At 51.7% G+C, this 20,634-nt stretch carries 18 protein-coding genes; 16 read left to right on the top strand and 2 right to left on the bottom strand.

Annotation, left to right across the window (positions count from 1 at the left end; genetic code table 11):
- The first annotated feature begins 40 nt into the window (after positions 1 to 40).
- The 9 genes from KF749_15670 (at position 41) to KF749_15630 (ending at position 9,638) form a co-directional block, all read left to right on the top strand.
- On the top strand, positions 41 to 520 hold the full coding sequence (locus KF749_15670) for an NADH-quinone oxidoreductase subunit C (protein ID MBX2992591.1): 480 nt from the start codon (positions 41 to 43) through the stop codon (positions 518 to 520).
- 77 nt (positions 521 to 597) lie between these two features.
- Positions 598 to 1,695 (top strand): NADH-quinone oxidoreductase subunit D, encoded by a 1,098-nt coding sequence (locus KF749_15665; GenBank protein ID MBX2992590.1) that lies wholly within the window; start codon positions 598 to 600, stop codon positions 1,693 to 1,695.
- A 31-nt stretch (positions 1,696 to 1,726) separates the two neighbouring features.
- Positions 1,727 to 2,752 carry an NADH-quinone oxidoreductase subunit NuoH gene (gene nuoH, locus KF749_15660; GenBank protein MBX2992589.1) on the top strand — a complete coding sequence of 342 codons (1,026 nt, stop codon included), beginning with the start codon at positions 1,727 to 1,729 and terminating at the stop codon, positions 2,750 to 2,752.
- A gap of 22 nt (positions 2,753 to 2,774) precedes the next feature.
- Positions 2,775 to 3,428 (top strand): NADH-quinone oxidoreductase subunit I, encoded by a 654-nt coding sequence (locus tag KF749_15655; GenBank protein ID MBX2992588.1) that lies wholly within the window; start codon positions 2,775 to 2,777, stop codon positions 3,426 to 3,428.
- 4 nt (positions 3,429 to 3,432) lie between these two features.
- Positions 3,433 to 3,939, top strand: a complete 507-nt coding sequence (locus KF749_15650) for an NADH-quinone oxidoreductase subunit J (GenBank protein MBX2992587.1) — start codon at positions 3,433 to 3,435, stop codon at positions 3,937 to 3,939.
- A gap of 11 nt (positions 3,940 to 3,950) precedes the next feature.
- On the top strand, positions 3,951 to 4,295 hold the full coding sequence (nuoK, locus tag KF749_15645) for an NADH-quinone oxidoreductase subunit NuoK (GenBank protein ID MBX2992586.1): 345 nt from the start codon (positions 3,951 to 3,953) through the stop codon (positions 4,293 to 4,295).
- 45 nt (positions 4,296 to 4,340) lie between these two features.
- On the top strand, positions 4,341 to 6,413 hold the full coding sequence (gene nuoL / locus KF749_15640; GenBank protein ID MBX2992585.1) for an NADH-quinone oxidoreductase subunit L: 2,073 nt from the start codon (positions 4,341 to 4,343) through the stop codon (positions 6,411 to 6,413).
- Between the two features lie 35 nt (positions 6,414 to 6,448).
- On the top strand, positions 6,449 to 8,104 hold the full coding sequence (locus tag KF749_15635; GenBank protein MBX2992584.1) for an NADH-quinone oxidoreductase subunit M: 1,656 nt from the start codon (positions 6,449 to 6,451) through the stop codon (positions 8,102 to 8,104).
- 34 nt (positions 8,105 to 8,138) lie between these two features.
- Entirely contained in the window at positions 8,139 to 9,638 is a 1,500-nt protein-coding gene (locus tag KF749_15630; GenBank protein MBX2992583.1) for an NADH-quinone oxidoreductase subunit N, read from the top strand.
- Between the two features lie 59 nt (positions 9,639 to 9,697).
- Here the strand turns inward: KF749_15630 and KF749_15625 are convergent, their stop codons facing one another.
- Positions 9,698 to 10,474, bottom strand: coding sequence for a type III pantothenate kinase (locus KF749_15625; protein MBX2992582.1), 777 nt, complete (start codon positions 10,472 to 10,474; stop codon positions 9,698 to 9,700).
- Positions 10,474 to 11,316: a biotin--[acetyl-CoA-carboxylase] ligase gene (locus tag KF749_15620; GenBank protein ID MBX2992581.1), complete on the bottom strand. Its 843-nt coding sequence runs from the start codon at positions 11,314 to 11,316 to the stop codon at positions 10,474 to 10,476. Before KF749_15620 ends, KF749_15625 begins: the two co-directional genes overlap by 1 nt.
- Before the next feature lie 399 nt (positions 11,317 to 11,715).
- On the opposite strand from KF749_15620, the gene dnaK reads away from it, so the two are divergent.
- The 7 genes from dnaK (at position 11,716) to KF749_15585 (ending at position 20,605) form a co-directional block, all read left to right on the top strand.
- Positions 11,716 to 13,644, top strand: a complete 1,929-nt coding sequence (gene dnaK / locus KF749_15615) for a molecular chaperone DnaK (protein ID MBX2992580.1) — start codon at positions 11,716 to 11,718, stop codon at positions 13,642 to 13,644.
- Positions 13,645 to 13,714: 70 nt separating this feature from the next.
- Positions 13,715 to 13,999: a hypothetical protein gene (locus KF749_15610; protein ID MBX2992579.1), complete on the top strand. Its 285-nt coding sequence runs from the start codon at positions 13,715 to 13,717 to the stop codon at positions 13,997 to 13,999.
- Positions 13,986 to 16,628, top strand: coding sequence for an ATP-dependent chaperone ClpB (gene clpB / locus KF749_15605; protein MBX2992578.1), 2,643 nt, complete (start codon positions 13,986 to 13,988; stop codon positions 16,626 to 16,628). Before KF749_15610 ends, clpB begins: the two co-directional genes overlap by 14 nt.
- Positions 16,629 to 16,785: 157 nt before the next feature.
- Entirely contained in the window at positions 16,786 to 17,694 is a 909-nt protein-coding gene (locus KF749_15600; GenBank protein MBX2992577.1) for an isoaspartyl peptidase/L-asparaginase, read from the top strand.
- A 56-nt stretch (positions 17,695 to 17,750) separates the two neighbouring features.
- Positions 17,751 to 19,085 carry a methyltransferase domain-containing protein gene (locus tag KF749_15595; GenBank protein ID MBX2992576.1) on the top strand — a complete coding sequence of 445 codons (1,335 nt, stop codon included), beginning with the start codon at positions 17,751 to 17,753 and terminating at the stop codon, positions 19,083 to 19,085.
- An 89-nt stretch (positions 19,086 to 19,174) separates the two neighbouring features.
- Positions 19,175 to 19,705, top strand: a complete 531-nt coding sequence (locus KF749_15590) for a tetratricopeptide repeat protein (GenBank protein ID MBX2992575.1) — start codon at positions 19,175 to 19,177, stop codon at positions 19,703 to 19,705.
- A 57-nt stretch (positions 19,706 to 19,762) separates the two neighbouring features.
- The gene (locus KF749_15585) at positions 19,763 to 20,605 is read left to right on the top strand and encodes a DUF58 domain-containing protein (protein ID MBX2992574.1); all 843 of its coding nucleotides are present in this window, start codon (positions 19,763 to 19,765) and stop codon (positions 20,603 to 20,605) included.
- The last annotated feature ends 29 nt before the right edge of the window (positions 20,606 to 20,634 follow it).

Below are 20,634 nucleotides of genomic sequence, written 5' to 3'. Positions count from 1 at the left end.
TGCTCGTCCCTCCATCACCAACAAGAAACTACCGATTCGCATGATCTCTCAGGAAATCCACGACACCATCAAGACGCGGTTTGGTGACGCAGTCGTCGAAGCGAAGATTGACGGCGTGATTGATCCGTGGGTGAAGATTGCGCCGGCGAAAATCAAAGAAGTGTCGCTGTTTCTGCGTGACAATGCATCTCTCGCGTTCGACTCACTCATGTGTTTGAGCGGAATCGACTACACCGGCGGGAAAATGGGCGTCGTCTATCATCTCCATTCAATCAAGTGGAATCACAAAATTACACTCAAGGTTGATGTTACTGTCGAGAATCCGCACTGCATGTCGGTTGAATCTGTTTGGAAAACCGCCAACTGGCATGAACGCGAAGCGTTTGATATGTACGGGATTATGTTTGATGAACACCCCGACCTGCGCCGGATTCTGATGCCGTATGATTGGGAGGGACACCCCTTGCGCAAAGATTATCAAGTGCCTGAGTTTTATAATGGCATGAAGGTGCCGTATTGATGGAAACACTCGTCGAAAAAATTGATGCACGTCCGATGACGATTCCCGGTTTCGGGAGGGCATTGCGCTCCGAGGAAATGGTCGTCAATATGGGGCCGCAACATCCGTCAACACATGGTGTTTTGCGCTTGGAGTTGATTGTTGACGGTGAGATTGTTGTTGATGCAATTCCGCATTTCGGCTATCTGCACCGGTGCTTCGAGAAGCATGCCGAACACATGACGAATTACCAACAGGTGATTCCGTACTGTGACCGCATGGATTATGTGGCCGCCATGAATGCGGAGTTCGGCTATGTTGTTGCGTGCGAGAAATTGCTCAACATCAAAGTACCCGAGCGTGTTGAATACATCCGTGTTATCATGGCGGAGTTTCAACGGATTGCAAGCCACCTGATTGCCATCGGAACGTACGGCATGGATATCGGAGCGTTCACGCCGTTCCTGTTCTGTATGCGGGATCGTGAGGCAATTCTCGACATTTTCGAACAAACGTGCGGCGCACGTCTTCTCTACAACTACATGTGGATCGGCGGATTGTCGCACGATGTGCCGGCGGATTTTGCGGAGAAGGTGAAACGATTCTGCAAGATGTTTCGCGGTACCATCAAGGAGCTCAACAATCTTCTCTCGTACAACAAGATTTTTGTCGAGCGTACCGCAAACGTCGGCGTGTTGCCTGCCGATGTTGCCGTCAACTATGGCGCGAGCGGCCCCGTGTTGCGCGGTTCGGGTGTGAAGTTCGATTTGCGCAAGAACGACCCCTACTCGGTGTACGACAAGCTCGAATTCGAAATTCCCACCGGAAAGGGATTGAAAGGAACAGTAGGAGACTGCTGGGATCGGTACATGGTTCGTGTTGATGAGATGGAGCAGAGTGTCAACATCATCGAACAGGCTGTTGACAAGCTGCCTCCGGGCGACGTGCAATCCGCAATCCCCAAGCGGATTCGCCCGGATGCCGGCGAAGTGTACGTACGGACGGAAACTCCGAAAGGTGAAATCGGGTATTACGTTGTTGCCGACGGCACGTCAAGTCCGTTCAGGGTGAAAGTCCGCCCCCCCTGTTTCGTCAACCTCTCGGTATTGCCTGCGATGAGTCGCGGGGCCATGATTTCGGACGTGATTGCGATCCTCGGCAGTGTTGATATTGTGCTGGGCGAGGTGGACAGGTAATCATTACGGATGACGATGTATTGAAACGACTATGAAAGAATTCCTCATCGACATACTTCAAAACGAAATCCTGGTGTACGTTCTACTGGCTGCAGTACCCTTGGTGTGGATTATTCCGTTCGCGTTGTTTGCCGTGTGGTGGGAGCGGAAGATTTCAGCCCACATGCAGGATCGTCTCGGCCCAATGCGTACCGGGGGCTGGCATGGCTGGGCCCAGACGATTGCTGATATTCTGAAGCTTATACAGAAGGAAGATATCATCCCCGCGGCTGCGGACAGGAAGCTTTTTAATCTCGCCCCGTACGTTGTGTTTGTCGGTTCCTTTGCGGCCTATGCGGCAATTCCATTCAGCGCCGCGTATGTCGGCAGCGAGATCAATATCGGGTTGTTCTACATTCTTGCAGTCTCGTCGTTTGTCGTGATCGGATTGTTGATGGCCGGATGGGCATCCAACAACAAATGGTCGCTGTTTGGAGCCATGCGAGCTGCGGCGCAGATTGTCAGCTACGAAATTCCCGTTGCACTTTCGCTGCTTGCGGTTATCATGATTGTCGGCACGTTCGATTTGCAGGAAATCAACCGCGCACAATCCGGATATTTTTGGAACTGGTTCGTCTTTCAGAAATTTCCTCTCCTGTTCGTCGCTGCAACCATCTACTTTGTTGCATCGCTTGCGGAAGTCAACAGAACGCCGTTCGATATTCCCGAAGCGGAATCCGAGCTTGTCGCCGGCTACCACACGGAATACGGCGGAATGAAATTTGCGCTTCTGTTTCTCGCGGAATATGCCAACATGTTCGCGGTGTCGGCAATTGCCGCAACGGTCTTCTTCGGCGGCTGGAACTCACCCTTCGGCGATTTCATGTCCGGGCCGGTTTGGGGACTCTTCTGGTTCATCAGCAAGGGCATGGCGTTCATTTTCGTGCATATGTGGCTTCGCTGGACGTTGCCGCGCCTGCGTGTCGATCAGTTGATGTATGTGGGATGGAAGGTGTTGATTCCGTTTTCGTTTGTGATTGTGCTCGGAGTCGGGTTCTGGGTGATGCTCGCCCGTTGAGTTGAGACAAAAAGGAATGTTCATGGGTACATACTTCAAGAATATCTGGGAAGGGATCTGGACGGTTCTCGTCGGGATGAAGATCACCTGGTCGCATTTGTTCACGCCGGCGGTGACCATTCAGTACCCCGACGTGAAGCTGAAGCTTCCCGAACGCGCCCGCAACCGGCTGTATGTCAACATGGATGATTGCATCGGGTGCGACCAATGTGCAATGGCATGTCCGGTTGATTGCATCACGATCGAAACACTCAAGTCAACTCCCGATGTTGATCTTGGCCTGACCTCTGTCGGAACGAAGAAGCGGCTGTATGTTCCCCGTTTCGATATTGATATTGCCAAATGCTGTTATTGCGGCTTATGCGTTCCTCCGTGTCCGACCGAGTGTATTAAGATGACGGACGTATACGAATTCTCGGAATACGAACGCAACAATCTGATTTACCGGTACGCAACTATGACACCGGCGGAGATCGACGCGGCAAAAACGAAACTGGCCGCTTACGAAAAGGAACAAGCCGCAAAGAAAGCCGCTGCCCCGCCGAAACCCGCAACCCCGGCGCCCGCCCGGGTTCCGGTTGGTGCGAAGCCGGCCGGCGTGCCCGTTGCAAAACCTGCTTCATCACCGGCGCCGACACCCGTTGATCCGCCGGAGAATCCTGAAAATAAATCGTAGCGTTATGGAATTATTTGATATAGTGTTCTTCGTTTTTGCCTTCATCACAGTCGTTTCGGCGTTCATCGTCGTCTTCTCGAAAAGTGTTATCTACTCTGCTTTTTCGCTGCTGTTCACATTCTTCGGCGTTGCCGCACTCTACGTTTTGCTTCACGCCGATTTCATCGCGGTAACGCAAGTGCTGATTTATGTCGGCGGGATTCTTGTCTTGATGCTGTTTGGCGTGATGCTCACAAATAAAATCGTGAATGTTGAACTGAAAACCGGAACGCTGCATACCATTCCGGCGCTCCTTCTTGTTGCTGTAGTTGCAGGAACGCTCGGCGGTTTGTTCTATTCAACATGGAAGGGTGATGTTGCACCGCCGCTTCCGGCGTTCGAGACAACAACCAAAACCCTTGGCGAAATGCTCATGACGAGCTATCTCTTGCCGTTTGAAATAGCATCGGTTCTCCTGCTGGTTGCCCTGATGGGAGCGGCGATGTTTGCCCGAAGACGAACGAAAACGTAAGACAACGAACTATGGAAACCTCTGTTGCTGAAATTATCCGCTGGCTGCCGAAGGTCGGGCTGTCGCACTTTCTGATCGTCAGCGCGATTCTGTTTGCCCTCGGTATCTACGGTATTGCGACGCGCCGCAACGCGATCATGGTGCTGATGGGCGTTGAACTCGTACTGAACGCGGCAAACATCAACTTTGTCGCATTCTCTCGCTACGGCGGCGTGAATTTTGACGGACAGGTGGCCGCTATCTTCGTTATCATCCTCGCTGCTGCCGAAGCGGCGGTTGCCCTGGCAATCGTTCTCAATATTTACCAACGCTTCCAAACCGTGAACGTGGACGAAATCAGCACGATGAAGGAATAATGGAATGTGGATCCGGAAGATTGTTCAATTTGAATTGATTGTGTGATGTCTCAAGAACTGTTGATGTATCTCTCTGTAGCGATCCTTCTGTTGCCGCTCATCGGCTTCATGAAAGTGATCTTCTTCGGGAAGAGATTGCCCCGTCAGGGTGATTGGCTGGAAACATTCGCCATTTCGGTCGCCCTTCTGCTTTCCCTCGTTGTCCTCTACCAGAAGCTGATGCTGTATCATGTGGAAACGCTTTCGCTCAACTTCACGTGGATAGATTTTCACGATGTGCCGGGCATCGGGCCCCTCAAGATTGTCCTGGGTTTCTCGGTTGATAATCTTGCCGCCATTATGCTTGTGGTCGTCACGCTGATCAGCACGCTCGTGCATTTCTTCTCCATCGGATATATGCACGGCGACGTCCGTTACTCGCGCTACTTCGCATATCTCGGCATCTTCTCATTCTCAATGTTGATGATCGTTCTTGCGAACAATCTGTTTCTGCTCTATGTCGGCTGGGAGTTGGTCGGTTTGAGCTCGTACCTTCTCATCGGACACTGGTATGAAAAGAAAAGTGCGTCGGATGCAGGCATGAAGGCGTTTATCACCAACCGCATAGGCGATGTGGGTTTCTTTGTCGGTATCATGGTTCTTTTCGGAACATTCCACACGTTCGGCCTGACCGAAATTTTCGAGCATGTGAAAGCCGGCAATCTTCCCTTTGGCAGTGAATGGTGGTTGACAGCCGCTGGCGTACTGATTTTTTGCGGGGCGATCGGCAAATCTGCACAATTCCCGTTGCACGTCTGGCTGCCCGATGCGATGGAAGGCCCGACGCCTGTCAGTGCATTGATCCATGCCGCGACAATGGTCGCCGCAGGCGTGTATTTGGTTGCACGAACGTTTCCGCTGATGACGGCTGATGCGTTGATGGTCATTGCCTACATTGGAGCAACCACCGCGTTCATTTCGGCAACGATTGCAGTTGCACAGAATGATATCAAGAAGGTTCTTGCATATTCCACAATTAGCCAGCTGGGGTACATGGTGATGGGTCTCGGTGTCGGGGCGTACACCGCCGGTTTCTTCCATCTTGTCACACATGCCATGTTCAAAGCAGGTCTCTTCCTTGGCTCCGGGTCGGTGATTCACGCGATGCATCATGCTCTCCACCATCAGCATGACCATCACACCGACCCGCAGGATATTCGCAACATGGGCGGATTGAAGGCGAAGATGCCGGTGACGTTCTGGACATTTCTGATTTTCACGCTTGCGATTTCGGGCGTTCCCCTTACATCCGGATTTTTGAGCAAGGATTCGATTCTTGCGGGCACGCTTGCGTTCAGCAATTTGACGGGACACGTGCTTATTCCCATTGTGGGATTCTTCGTTGCCGGGCTGACTGCCTTCTATATGTTCCGAATTGTCATCCTTACATTCTTTGGCGAACACAAGAATCCTGAGCGCATCAGTCTCATTCACGAATCACCGAAGGTGATGACGGTGCCGCTGATGATACTTGCCGCGTTATCATTGTTCTTTTTCTACAGTATGAATCCGTTGGATGGAGCAGACGGGTGGATTTCCCAGGCAACACAAAGGCCGGAAACGGTTGTACCCGCTTCGGTTGCAGCAGCATCAACGGAGGTGTTTGCAGAAGCGCATCATCACGCGCATTATACGGCAATGTTCCTGTCGCTGGCAGTGGCGGGACTCGGAATCCTCATTGCTTTCGCCACGTATCAGTGGAAGAAAATCAGCGCCGACAAGGTTGCAGAGAACTTCAGCGGACTTCACAAGTTTCTGTTGAACAAATGGTATTTCGATGAACTGTATGGTGTTATTGCCATTGGTGCATCGCTTCGATTGACGGAAATCCTGAAATGGTTTGACAATACAATCGTCGACGGTATTGTGAACGGGTCCGGCTGGGTTACGAAGGTGGCCTCTGCAATCAGCGGATGGTTTGACAACTGGGTTATTGACGGCGCAGTGAACGCTGTTGCCTATGTTTCCGGATTCTTTGGAATAGCGTTGAAGAAAACCCAAACAGGTAAAGTGCAAACCTACGTCGCGCTTGCCGTGTTTGGCGTTATGGTGTTTTATTTTGCGATGCGGTTACTGTAATTCGATTCTGATTTTTCTCACAGAGGTATGGAAATATGGAATTCTCAATTCTCGGTGTAGGCGCCCTCACGTGGGTGACGTTTCTGCCGGTCGTCGGTATGATCATCGTTCTGATGATTCCCAAGGAACAGCGCAATGCCATCAAGTGGTCGTCGTTGGCGTTTGTGGGACTCCAGTTGATCGTTGCCTTCGCGCTGGTAATGAAATTCGACAAAGGGCTGGCAGGCATCAACACGCAGGAGGGTATGCAGTTTGTCGAAAAGGCGACATGGATTGATATCAAAAGCGTTGCGTGGTTCGGCAGAATTCACATTGAATATTTGCTCGGCGTTGACGGATTGAGTATTACGATGGTGTTGTTGACGGCCCTGATCAGTTTTGTTGCTGTCATTTCATCTTGGACGATAGACAAATCCATCAAGGGCTACTTTGCTCTGCTTCTCTTGCTCGACACCGGAATGATGGGCGTATTTGTGTCGCTCGATTTCTTCCTCTTCTATGTGTTCTGGGAAGTAATGCTGCTGCCGATGTATTTTCTGATTGGCGTTTGGGGAGGCCCGCGGCGTGAGTACGCTGCAATCAAGTTCTTCCTCTATACCCTTTTCGGATCGGTTCTGATGCTGCTGGTGATGATCGCCCTCTACTTCAGCGTTAACGTATACATCGATGCAAACGGTATAATCTATTCTGTCACTGAGGCGATGCAGAGGGGTACAGAGGGTCTCGAAAAGATCTATACCTTCAACATGCTGCAGATGATGAATCCCGGGAATTTTGTACCCGATTCATTGCTTGCCGGTCTCGATACATCATGGCGCTATCTGGCGTTCGTCGGGTTGTTTATCGGGTTTGCGATCAAGATACCGAGTTTTCCGTTCCACACGTGGTTGCCGGATGCGCACGTGGAGGCGCCCACGCCTATCAGCGTTATTCTGGCAGGCGTTCTCCTGAAGCTTGGCACATACGGAATTATGCGTATCAGCATTCCGATTTTCCCCGATGCGATGATTCATTATTCATGGTGGATTGCGTTGCTCGGCGTCATCAGTATGGTGTACGGGGCGTTGGTGGCAATGGCGCAGACGGATTTCAAGAAGTTAATTGCCTATTCGAGCATCAGCCACATGGGTGTTGTCACGCTCGGTATGGCGTCGATGAACACGCAAGGCATGACGGGTGCCGTATTCCAAATGTTCAACCACGGAACCATCACGGCAATGCTCTTCTTGATAGTGGGCGTGATTTATGACCGTGCCCACACACGCGGGTTGAATGAGTTCGGCGGACTCATGAACAAAATGCCGAAATATGCCGCAATTATGTCCATTGCATTCTTCGCGGCGCTTGGCTTGCCGGGACTGAGCGGATTTATCAGCGAGGCGTTTTCGCTGCTCGGTGCATTCCAGACATTCCGAACTCTCACGATCATCGGGGCGATTACGATTGTTTTCACAGCGGGATATATGTTGTGGACGTTGCAACGTGTGTTTCTTGGCACGTTGCCTGAGAAGTGGAAGGACCTGACCGACATGGATGGCCGTGAAATGGTGATGCTTGTGCCGCTTGCAGTGATTGTGATCTTCCTCGGCATTTATCCTTCGCCTGTTCTGGATTTGATGAATACTTCGCTGAATCATCTCGCAGAACTACTGCATACTGCTCAAGGTGCTGTAATGATGGGCGCACGGTAACGCCCTTGTACAATTCGCTAACTCTGATCTGAATATGACGGAACAAATTCTTCACGACTTACGCTTGTTTTACCCCGAGGCGGCGCTTGTGCTTGCTTTTCTCGCCGCAATCATCGCTGACCTGATTTTCCGGCGATCAGTCAAGGTCGTTCCCTTCGTTGCTCTGGCGGGGCTCGCGGTGACGGGCGTTCTTGTTCTTGGTCAATCGACGATGCATGCGTCAATCTTCAGTAATATGATTGCCGTCGATTCGTTCGCGTTCTTCTTCAAACTTCTCATTGTGTTTTCGGCGGTTCTGATTGTTGTGTTCTCCCTGAGTTCTGTCGAACTGAATTCAGCCGGAAGGCGGCTCGGGGAATACTACTCGCTGCTCCTTGCGCTGACATTGGGGATGATGTTGATGGCCGGGGCGAGCAATCTGCTGATGATGTATCTCGCGCTCGAGCTATCTTCCATCACCTCCTATATTCTCTCCGGCTATACTCGCGAGGCGCAGGATTCCAGTGAGGCATCGCTCAAATACGTCATCTACGGCTCGCTCTCGTCCGGATTGATGCTGTACGGCATTTCAATTATTTACGGAATGACAGGTTCTCTTGATCTCTACACCATCAACCAGGTGCTTGCAGGCGGAGAGGTGAACAGTTTTGCGTTGCTTATCGCAGGAGTTCTTGTGATTGCAGGCTTCGGCTACAAGATTTCGGCCGTGCCGTTCCACTTCTGGACGCCCGATGTGTACGAGGGCGCCCCGATTACCATCACGGCGTTTCTTTCCGTCGCCTCGAAGGCCGGCGGCTTCGCGATGATGATTCGCTTCTTCAAGGTCACGTTTTTCGATTCAAGCATTTTGACCTTGCCCGATGGAGCATGGGAAAGTGTTCAAGGATTTGACTGGGTCACGGTGATCGTTGCCCTGTCCGTGCTAACGATGACGTTCGGGAATCTTGTCGCAATCTGGCAGAACAATCTCAAGCGCATGCTGGCGTACTCCAGCATTGCACACGCAGGCTACATGATGATGGGTATCGTGGTGTTGAACAACGAGGGTTTGGCAGCAATCATGCTTTACTTTGTTGTGTATTTGTTCATGAACCTCGGTGCATTCTATATCGTCATGCTGGTTGCGAACAAGATCGGCAGCGAGGATATCGACGACTACAGGGGTATCGGACCGAAAGCGCCTCTGGCGATGGTGGCACTCTCCATCTTTCTCGTATCGCTAACGGGTTTGCCTCCGACTGCAGGATTCATCGGAAAACTCTATTTGTTTGCAGCATTGCTGAATAGCGGATGGGTTTGGTTGGCAGTAGTCGGGGCGCTGAATAGCGTTATTTCGTTGTACTACTACGTGCGGGTGTTCAGGAATATGTATCTTCGGTCGGATGAACGCCACTCAAACGTCTCCCTTGATTTCAGTTTTGCCCAGAAGCTCGTCATCATGCTTCTTCTTGTTCCGACGTTGTTGTTCGGTCTCTACTTCACCCCGCTTGTGCAACTTGCCCAGGCATCGGTGAAGATATTCGGAACACCCTGAATTGTTCTCACATCACCACCACCCGAAAAGCAAACAAGCCCCACATGGGGCTTTTGCTTTCAGGGGAGCCTTTGTCTCACCCGTTCATGAATCAGTCTGATTCCCTCGAGCACGAGTGCCGGCTCGCAGGCGTCGACGATAGGTGTATACTTGCTGATCAGTGTTGAGAGGCCACCTGTTACCACGACTTTCGCATCGGTTCCCAATTCCTTTTTGAAGCGTTGTATCATACCTTCTACTGCATCGATCATGCTGAACATGACCCCCGCCTGAATTGCCGAGCGCGTGTCGGTACAGATTGCTGACGCCGGCGGATGAAGTTCGATTAAAGGAAGTTGCGCGGTTCTCTTTGAAAGGGCGTCGGCCGTTGATTTTATGCCCAGGGAGATTGCCCCGCCAAGGAAGTCCCCATTCTCCGCCACCACGCCGTACGTTGTGGCAGTGCCGAAATCAACGATAATAAGCGGCCCGCCGAACTTCCTGTATCCGGCAATGGCGCTGCAAATCCTGTCTGAGCCGAGGGAGGAAGGATCTGCATAGCGGATAGCAATGCCAAGGTCCAAGGTACCACTGACGACTACCGGCTCAACATTGAGCCGGTCTTGTGCCAAAGTGCTGAAAAGAGAAGTAAGAAATGGAACGACAGAAGAGATCCCGAAACCCGTTATCATGTCCGGGGCGGCTTTGTGTTCCGACAGGAAGGCCCGAATCACATCCCATGTTTCGTCTGCATTGCGCTGAACAGTGCTGGAAACGCTGAGAGCCCCTGCCTGCTTTTCGCCATCGAAGAGGGCGCAGCTTATCGTGGAGTTTCCGATGTCGAGCGCAAGAAGCATCAGGGAGTGGTGGCTGCAAAATTTGCAGCCGGCTCATTCTTGAGAGCCGCAAGTTGCTCGGCTGTATCTCCCAGAATAGTCACATCACCTGCAAACAGTGTCTTTTCCGATCCGTTTGTCTGCAGTACAATCCCCCCATCTCTGCTCAGGCCTTTCACTACTCCATTGATGATGTTGCCCTGCTGGGATACGACGATGGGTTTGTTGAGCATTGTTGAGCGAGTAAGCCATGTGGGAATCGTTGACTCGAAGCTGTTGCGGAGAGATGTTGTGTAGGTCGATTCAAACGATGTGAGAATCTGTCTGAACAATTGAACTCTATCGATTTCCTGACCCGACTCCAGCTTGAGCGAAGTCGCCTTCTGCAACAAATCCGAAGGGAAATTGGTTTGATTCACATTAATGCCTAATCCCACCACAACATATTCCAGAACACCCTGTTGAATCGAGCCTTCGATGAGAATTCCGGCCACCTTTCTCTTGCCGATGAGCAAGTCGTTGGGCCACTTGCATTCTACTTTGAGAGAAGTTGTGCGCTCGATTGCCTGTGCAACAGCAATGGCAACATAGAGTGGCAAAAGGTTGACGGCCTCGGGAGAGATTTTCGGGCGAAGAACAACGGAGAATGTGAGATTCTCTTCAGGATTGGCCTGCCAACTTCTTCCGAGGCGCCCCTTCCCGGCCGTTTGTTCCTCGGCAATAACTACAACGCCTTCTGCAGCGCCGATATTTGCAACTGCTTTGGCACAGTTGTTCGTCGAATCAATGGACTGGAATGTAAAAATCTTGCTGCCGAACGTCTTCGTTTTCAAGCCCTTGCGAAGTACACGCTCTGAAAACATGTATCACCTTGGCGAAAATTCTTGTTCTTGACTGATTGAGCGAAGGAATTATGTGAACCAACCCGGGACGAGGCAGAGAAGCGACACGAGGCTCAGGTTCTTCAATCTGCACCATTCAGAATAGTACAAACAGAATGGAAAGTCAAGTTAATAATTTGAGCAGCAATTCTGTCACGAAATTGGCTACCGGCTGACACAATGCGTCTTTCGTTCTGTCAGCATGGCAACTGCAAAGCACATTGACCGGACATTTACAATTGACAGAGATTTCCGTAACTGGTTGTTACATAAACGATTACAGAGAATTCTTTGCGCCAATATGTTCTGGCACAACGTTGGGTAGTGTAGGAACAGATAAGTGTATCAACTTCAGGTTACATTCAAACGAAGGAGTTTTCTATGGGAAAAATCATTGGCATTGACCTCGGAACGACCAACTCTGTCGTTGCCGTTATGGAAGGCAGCGACCCGGTTGTTATTGCAAACTCGGAAGGAGGGCGAACCACCCCCTCGGTGGTTGCCTTTGCGAAGAATGGCGAGCGCCTCGTTGGCCAGGCTGCGAAACGTCAGGCAGTGACGAACTCGCAGAATACGGTATTCTCCATCAAGCGCTTCATGGGGCGTTTCCACAATGAAGTGAATGAAGAAATGACGCTTGTGCCCTACAAAGTGGTGAAGGGCGAGAACAACACCGCACGGGTTGAGGTGGGAGATCGCATATACTCACCGCCGGAAATCAGCGCGATGATTCTTCAGAAGATGAAGCAAACCGCTGAAGATTATCTCGGGCAGAAAGTGACCGAGGCTGTGATAACTGTTCCGGCGTACTTCAACGATGCACAGCGTCAGGCCACCAAAGAAGCAGGCGAAATTGCGGGTCTGAACGTTCGACGCATCATCAACGAGCCAACGGCCGCGGCACTCGCGTATGGGCTCGATAAGCGGAACAAGGATGTCAAAGTCGCAATCTACGATCTCGGTGGTGGAACGTTCGATATTTCAATCCTCGAGCTGGGCGAAGGCGTGTTCGAAGTGAAGTCCACGAACGGCGATACACACCTTGGCGGCGACAACTTCGACCAGCGCGTGGTCGACTTTATGGCAGATGAATTCAAAAAGCAGGAAGGCATCGATCTCCGCAAAGACCCGATGGCGCTGCAGCGCTTGCGCGAAGCAGCCGAGAAAGCCAAAATGGAGCTTTCGCAGTTGATGCAGACGGAAGTGAACCTGCCGTTCATTACGGCAACTGCTGACGGGCCAAAACACTTGAACATGAACATCACCCGCGCAAAGTTCGAACAATTGGTTGATGACTTGATTCAGCGTACCTTCGGACCGACAGAGCAGGCGTTGAAGGACGCGGGTCTTCGCCCCACGGACATCGACGAAGTGATTCTCGTCGGCGGCATGACACGTGTACCAAAAGTGCAGGCTCTCGTGAAGGAGATATTCGGACGTGAGCCGCACAGGGGCGTCAACCCCGACGAGGTAGTTGCAGTCGGCGCGGCAATTCAGGGTGGCGTTCTCGCGGGTGACGTAACTGATGTGTTGTTGCTCGATGTGACTCCGCTTTCTCTCGGAATTGAAACACTCGGCGGTGTTATGACGAAGCTGATCGATGCGAATACAACGATTCCGACAAAGCGAAGCGAGATCTTCTCGACAGCGTCGGACAATCAACCGTCGGTCGAAATCCACGTGTTGCAGGGTGAGCGTCCGATGGCTGTGGATAACCGCACGCTCGGCAAATTCCATCTTGATGGAATACCGCCTGCACCGCGCGGCGTACCGCAGATTGAGGTGACGTTCGATATCGACGCAAACGGAATTCTTCATGTTGCTGCAAAGGACAAGGGAACCAGCAAGGAACAGTCGATTCGCATCACTTCTTCCAGCGGGTTGAGCAAGGAAGAAGTCGAGAAGATGAAAGCGGATGCGCAATCGCATGCGGCCGAAGACCGGAAACGCAAGGAAGAAATTGATATCAAGAATCAGGCGGATAACCTTGTGTTCCAGACGGAGAAGCAGCTGAAGGAATTCGGCGACAAAGTCAGCACATCCGGCAAGGCAAAAGTCGAGAACGCCAACAATGCACTCAAAGAGGCAATCAAAGGCGGCAACATTGGTGCAATCAAGGCTGCGATTGAGGAACTCAACGCTGCATGGAACGAAGCCTCAGCCCAGATGTACCAGCAGGCTACCGGTGGACAAGCTGGTCCGCAACCGGGTCAGGGTGGGCCTTCCGCCGGTCCGGAGCAGCCAAAGACTGAGGAAAAGAAGGTCGAGGATGCACAGTACGAAGTAGTTGACGAGGAAAAGAAGAAGTAGCTGCATCCATCGATATGTTGTCGGCACGAAGGCGGGGAATTCCTCGCCTTTTGTGCAAGGAGGAAGCGCAATGCCGATTGCATCCGAAATACCTGCCGAAGTTGTAATCTGGCTGCTTATCCTTGCCGGGGCATTCATGCTCTTGCTGGCAATTATCAATCGTCGGTTCTCCAGCAAGGGTCCGGCGGCTACTGTACTGACGGCGATGCACGATTTGCAGCCGAGAGACAAACAGCAGGCTACGCAAGTGGTCTTTGAAGTGAAAGCGGGAAAGAAGCAGTTTGAACAAACCAACGAAGAAGGTGACAGTACATCGTTGAAGAAAGAACAACAGGGTGAAAATGAACTTCAATAAGTTTACGATAAAATCGCAAGAGGCGGTACAGAACGCACAGGAAATTGCTTCGAGCTACGGCAATCAATTGATTGAGCCTGAGCATGTGTTGGCGGCCCTTGTGCAGGATTCGGGTGGAACGGTGGTTCCGATCCTACAGAAGATCGGCGCAAACATCAGCTTTATCAAAATCAAAGTAAATGAAGCGCTTGAACGGCTGCCTAAAGTGAGCGGGGCAGGCGTGTCAAATCAATCCATCTCGCAAAATCTCGGTCGCCTGTTCGAACGGGCGGGCAAGCAAGCCGAAAACTTGAAAGATGAGTTCGTCAGCACGGAGCATCTCCTGCTCGGCATGGTTGAAACGAAAGACACGAACGCCGGCAAGTTGTTACTCGAACAGGGAGTTACCGTTGATGCGATTCTGAAGGTTCTGAAGGAGATTCGCGGCACTCAACGCGTGACCGATCAATCTCCCGAAGACAAATATCAGGCCCTTCAGCGCTACGGTCGCGACCTGAATGAACTTGTGCGCAAAGGGAAAATGGATCCGGTTATCGGGCGTGATGAGGAAATTCGTCGTGTGTTGCAGGTTCTCTCGCGAAGGACGAAGAACAACCCCGTTCTCATCGGCGAGCCGGGTGTCGGCAAAACGGCAATTGCGGAAGGAATAGCGTACAGAATCGTGCAGGGCGACGTTCCCGAAATGCTGAAGACAAAGCGCATTGTTGCGCTGGATATGGGGTCGCTGGTTGCGGGGACAAGTTTTCGCGGGCAGTTTGAGGAACGATTGAAAGCTCTCCTGAAAGAAGTCGAAGAATCCCAAGGGGAAATCATTCTCTTCATCGACGAGTTGCACACGCTCGTCGGTGCGGGCGCGGCGCAGGGGTCGGTAGATGCCGCCAACATGCTGAAACCCGCCCTTGCAAAGGGCGAACTGCGTGCAATCGGGGCAACGACTATAGATGAATATCGCAAATATGTCGAGAAAGATCCGGCCCTTGAGCGACGCTTCCAACCCGTGATGGTGAATGAGCCGAGCGTCGAGGATACGATTTCAATTCTCCGGGGATTGAAGGAACGTTACGAGTTGCATCACGGCGTTCGTATCACCGACGGGGCAATCGTTGCCGCGGCACAGTTGAGTCATCGGTATATCTCCGACCGGTTCCTTCCGGACAAAGCAATTGATCTCGTCGATGAAGCGGCATCGAAGCTGCGAATCGAGATCGACTCGATGCCTGAAGAACTTGATGCCGTCGAACGGCGGATCAAGCAACTGGAGATTGAACGCGAAGCAATCCGCCGCGAAAAAGATGAAGCTTCGCAAGACCGGCTTGCAGAAGTGGAGAGGGAGATCGCCGAACAGGGTCAACTCAGAACCGAACTGAAAGCCCATTGGCAGGTCGAAAAGGAGCTCATTCAATCCATCCGCAAAATGAAGGAGGAGATCGAGAGCGCCCGTCTTGAAGCAGAACAGAAAGAGCGGGAGGGCGATCTTGGTCGGGTGGCGGAGTTGCGGTATGGTGTTATTGCCGAGCGGGAAAAAATGATTCATGAGGCGTCTGCCAAACTGCAGGGTTTCCAGCGTGACCGGAAAATGTTGAAAGAAGAAGTGGACGCGGAAGATATTGCGGAAATTGTGGCACGTTGGACCGGGATTCCGGTAACGAGAATGCTCGAAAGCGACCGGCAGAAGTTGCTTCATCTTGAAGAACGACTGCAAGAGCGTGTTGTGGCACAGGAAGAGGCCGTCAAGGCTGTCAGCGACGCCATCCGCCGTTCACGGGCCGGATTGCAGGATGAAAAGCGGCCGATCGGTTCGTTCATCTTTCTGGGAAGTACGGGAGTCGGAAAAACCGAACTTGCGCGGGCGCTCGCGGAATTTCTCTTCAACGATGAAAGCGCCATGGTTCGCATCGACATGAGTGAGTATATGGAGAAGTTTTCCGTTTCCCGCCTCATCGGCGCGCCCCCGGGATATGTCGGGTACGATGAGGGCGGGCAGTTGACGGAGGCCGTTCGTCGCAAGCCCTATGCAGTGGTTTTGCTTGATGAGATCGAGAAAGCCCATCCCGAAGTGTTCAATGTTCTCCTGCAGGTGTTGGATGAGGGGAGACTGACGGACAGCAAAGGCCGTACAGTTGATTTCAAGAACACAATCATCATCATGACATCGAATCTCGGTTCGCATCTGATTAGTGAACGGGTTGGGGCCGGATTTGAGAAGCACAGCGAATGGGATGACGAATTCAGTAATCTGAGAGCGGAACTGCTTTCTCTGTTGCGGAAGAATATTCGTCCGGAGTTTCTTAACCGGATCGATGAGGTGATCGTCTTCAAACCACTTGCTCAGGCGGATATCCGGGCAATTGTAACATTGCAACTGAAGCATGTCGAGCGATTGTTGAGTGAGAAAGGTATCACACTTGACGTAACCGATGATGCGAAAGATTGGCTCGCAAAGCTGGGCTATGACCCGATGTACGGTGCACGTCCCCTCAAACGGGTTATCCAGAAGCACATTGTAAACGCAATGTCCGAAAAGATACTCAAGGAGGATTTTCATGATGGTGACATCGTCGAAGTCGGGCTCGATACTCAGGGACTTATCGAATTGGTGAAGAAGGTACGTGCCGAGGTAAACGGCTGAGAACGAACATCGGTTTGCGTGTATGTGATTCCCGTGAAATGCGACAATCGGGTTAGCGTCTGTCACAGCAGTATTTTCGTCGTTGCTTTCAGCCCCGGCGTGTAGTACATTGCTAACACCCCGAATTCGCTTTTCGTACTCTCCATCAAGGATCCTCATGATAGCCATTGTAGTCCACGGCGGCGCTTGGGATATTCCCGACGACATGGCCGATGCACACCGGCACGGCGTCCAGAAAGCCCTCATGGTAGGTAGTGCAGTGCTGAGCGATGGCGGCAGCGCCGTCGATGCGGTGGAAGCCGCTATTACAATTCTCGAAGATGATGAAACATTTGATGCCGGTACCGGCTCGTTCCTCAACTTGGCCGGCGAGGTTGAGCTTGACGCGAGCATAATGGACGGCAAAAGCCTCAAGGCAGGAGCCGTTGCATCCGTTCAGAACATCAAAAATCCAATCTCCCTGGCCAGAAAGATCATGGAAGAAAGCGACCATATTCTCCTGACGGGAAAGGGTGCCCTCCGGTTTGCGAAAGAACACGGCATGAAGTCATGCAGACAGGACGACTTGATTACCGAGCGGGAGATTCTCCGCTGGCGCGAATGGCAGAAGAAGAAAGATATAACCGTTCAAGAAGCATTCCGGAAGAAGAAGGTCCCGTTGGATACGGTCGGAGCGGTAGCACTCGACAAGGCTGGCAACATTGCATCCGGCACATCAACCGGTGGCACGCCCAACAAATTTCCCGGCCGCGTCGGCGACTCTCCCATTATTGGCGCAGGAACGTATGCCGAAAATTCCGTCGGCGGCGTTTCCTCAACCGGCTGGGGAGAGGCACTGATCAAAGTTGTTATGGCAAAGTCGGTGCTGGATTTCATGGAACGCAACGGAGGCAATCCATTGAAGGCTGCACTCGAAGGCGTGAACATGCTTGAGCGTAAGGTGCAGGGATATGGCGGGGTGATCGCCATGAATATGGAGGGGGAGATTGGGATGGCGTACAATACGCCCCGCATGGCACGGGGGTACATCACTTCCGAGATGAACCAACCGTGGGTGGCAGTCTAAGCCGAAACAGAAAACTCGTACGAATCTACGCCCCCCCCGATCTCCTTAACAACGAAATGAAAAAATCCTCCCTCATCGGCCACGTTTGCGAGCTACTCGATCTTATCCGTCCGCTCAAACACCCGGCAGATAGTATGGTCAAGGACTTTTTCCGTACGCGGCACTATCTCGGCTCGAAAGATCGTCGCTTCATTTCTGAAACCCTCTACGATATTCTGCGAAACTACCGGCTTGTCCGCTTCCATGCCGAAGACGGCATAAAGCGAGCCGGAATCATTGCCCCGCATGTCCCGTCACTTCTCATCTACATCTCCTACACTCTAAAAATCGGGAAAGAAGAACCTGCTGTAATTCTTCCCGACATTCAAGGTATGTGGCGGATTTCTTTTCCGAAAGTGGAATGTGAAGTCGTGTTGAAGGCGATTGGATCTTCTTCTTTTCCGATCGAAATTGAGAACGCCTCATTTCGCAAGCTCGGCCTTCTCTACTCGATTCCCGATTTCATAGTAGAAGAGTGGGTTGGGAGATTCGGCGAAGCGAAAGCGGTGCAGATATGCGAATCCATGAACAGGCCTGCACCAATCACCATTCGCGTGAACACGCTGAAAGCAACGGTTGAGGCGTGTCAGGAAAGACTGGCGCGGGAGGGCATCGCGTCCAAACGAACACAGCTTTCACCGTTCGGGTTGGTTCTTGAGAAGCGGATAAACTCACAAGCGCTTCAGTCATTCAAGGACGGATGGTTCGAAATGCAGGATGAAGGAAGTCAGCTGCTTTCAATGCTGCTTGAACCCAAACAGGGTAGTCTCGTTGTCGATGCGTGCACAGGCGGAGGAGGAAAGACATTGCATCTTGCAGCGTTGATGAATAATGAAGGGGAGATTCATTCCATCGATATTGATGAAAGAAGACTGTTTAATATTCGAGTCCGGCTGCAACGGGCAGGAATCACAATTGCAGAGCTTCACCATCAGAAGAAGGGCGACAGCAGTATCGTTGCACTGAAGAACTCCGCCGACAGCGTTTTGATTGACGCTCCATGTTCGGGAGTCGGCACGTTCCGGCGCAATCCGGCAGCAAAGTTGAATGTCAGCGAAGGGTATGTTCGTCGGGTGGCGGTTACGCAGCAGTCGATTCTCGCCGCGTATTCAGACTTGGTGAAACCCGGCGGACGACTGGTCTATACAACCTGCACGCTTCTGCGATTGGAGAATGAAGATGTTGTGGAGAAGTTCCTTTCGTTGCATCCGGAATTCGAGCTTGTATCTGCCACGGACATCTTGAGAAATCAGAATGTTCCTTTGGAATCAGACTCACCGTTTCTCACGTTGCTTCCCCATATCGCGGGAACTGATGGCTTCTTCGCTGCAGTGATGCGCAGAAAGACCTGATTGCTGAACATCCCGCTCTGCGTTGCTTCTCGCTCTCTATTTCTCTAATTTCATAAGGCAACAGATCATATCAACAGGAGACGTGAGGCATGAAATTCGGTATTTCCATCCTACTGCTTTCGATCATACTTCTTGCGAGTTGCGGTAAACCTGCTCCCGAAGAGTATGTCGGTAAGGCCACCGTGGCAATCAATGAAAAGAACTTTGCTCTCGCCATTGAAGAATTCGAGAAACTCATCAAGGATCTTCCGGATTCTCCGCAGGCTGAAGAGGCGATGTTCACCATAGCGAAAATCCAGAGTGACGAGTTAAAGGACTTTCCGAAAGCTATTGCCGCATATAAGCGGTACTTGGAAAAATACCCGAACGGCTCCCAGGCCCCGCTCGCTGTGTTCATGACCGGCTATATTTTTCATAATGAACTTCATGATCTCGACAATGCGAGATCGACATTCGAGTCGTACCTGTCAAAATATCCCGACCACGAAATGGTGCCGTCAGCCCGATTCGAGTTGGAGAATCTTGGAAGGCCGCCCGAGGAGATTCTTCCCAACCTTCAGGAAAAGACGCCTGTGACCGCAGCACAGGCTTCATCCAAACCACCCACAAAGAAGAACTGAGTGCCTGAAGATTACCGCCAATACTTGCAGCCTCAAGTCGTTTCGAAGCTGGCAAACATGGAGCTTCGTGCACGACTTGTGGTGGAAGGATTTATTACCGGCTTGCACAAAAGTCCGTATCACGGATTCAGCGTCGAGTTTGCCGAGCATCGACAGTATATGCCCGGTGATGAAATCAAGCATATTGACTGGAAGATCTACGGGAAGACTGACCGGTACTACATCAAGCAGTACGAGGAGGAGACGAATCTCAAATCGTACATCGTGCTTGATGCGAGCCGTTCAATGGATTATGCCTCTCCCGGAAACATCAAGAAGCTGGAGTACGCAGCCTACCTCGCCGCATCACTTTCGTATATGATGATCAAGCAGCAGGATGCGGTGGGGCTCGCGGTGTTTGACGAACAGGTATCTTCCTATCTTCCTCCTCATGCCACGAAGGGTTACCTCAGGCAGATTCTCATCGAGTTGCAGAAGGTGAAGGCCGGCAACCGAACCGGTGCCGGCAAATCGTTGCACAACGTTGCCGATCGCATCAGGCGCCGAGGGCTTGTTATCATCATCAGTGATTTATTCGACAATCCCGATGAAGTGATTGCGGCTCTGAAACATTTCCGGCACAAGAAGAATGAAGTGATCGTCATGCATGTACTCGACCCGTTGGAGCGGAGCTTCGCCTTCGGCAGCGATGCGATGTTCAAAGACATGGAAACGTCGGAACAACTGATGACGCAACCCTGGCAAATTCAGAAAGCGTACCAACGCGAAATGCATGCCTTCCTCGAAGGGTACAAGAAAGAATGCCGTGAGAATTATGTTGACTACGTGCTCATGGATACTGCAACGCCGTTTGATGTGGCTTTGACCGAATATTTGAGCAAGAGAGAACGGATGGGTTGAAAAGCGGCGATTAACGCGGTTGCGATGTT

It is taken from the genome of Bacteroidota bacterium, from assembly GCA_019637975.1.
Lineage (GTDB): Bacteria > Bacteroidota > Ignavibacteria > UBA10030 > UBA6906 > CAADGV01.
The sequence above is the reverse complement of the archived record's forward strand: the minus strand, read 5'-3'. Positions and strand labels throughout refer to the sequence as shown.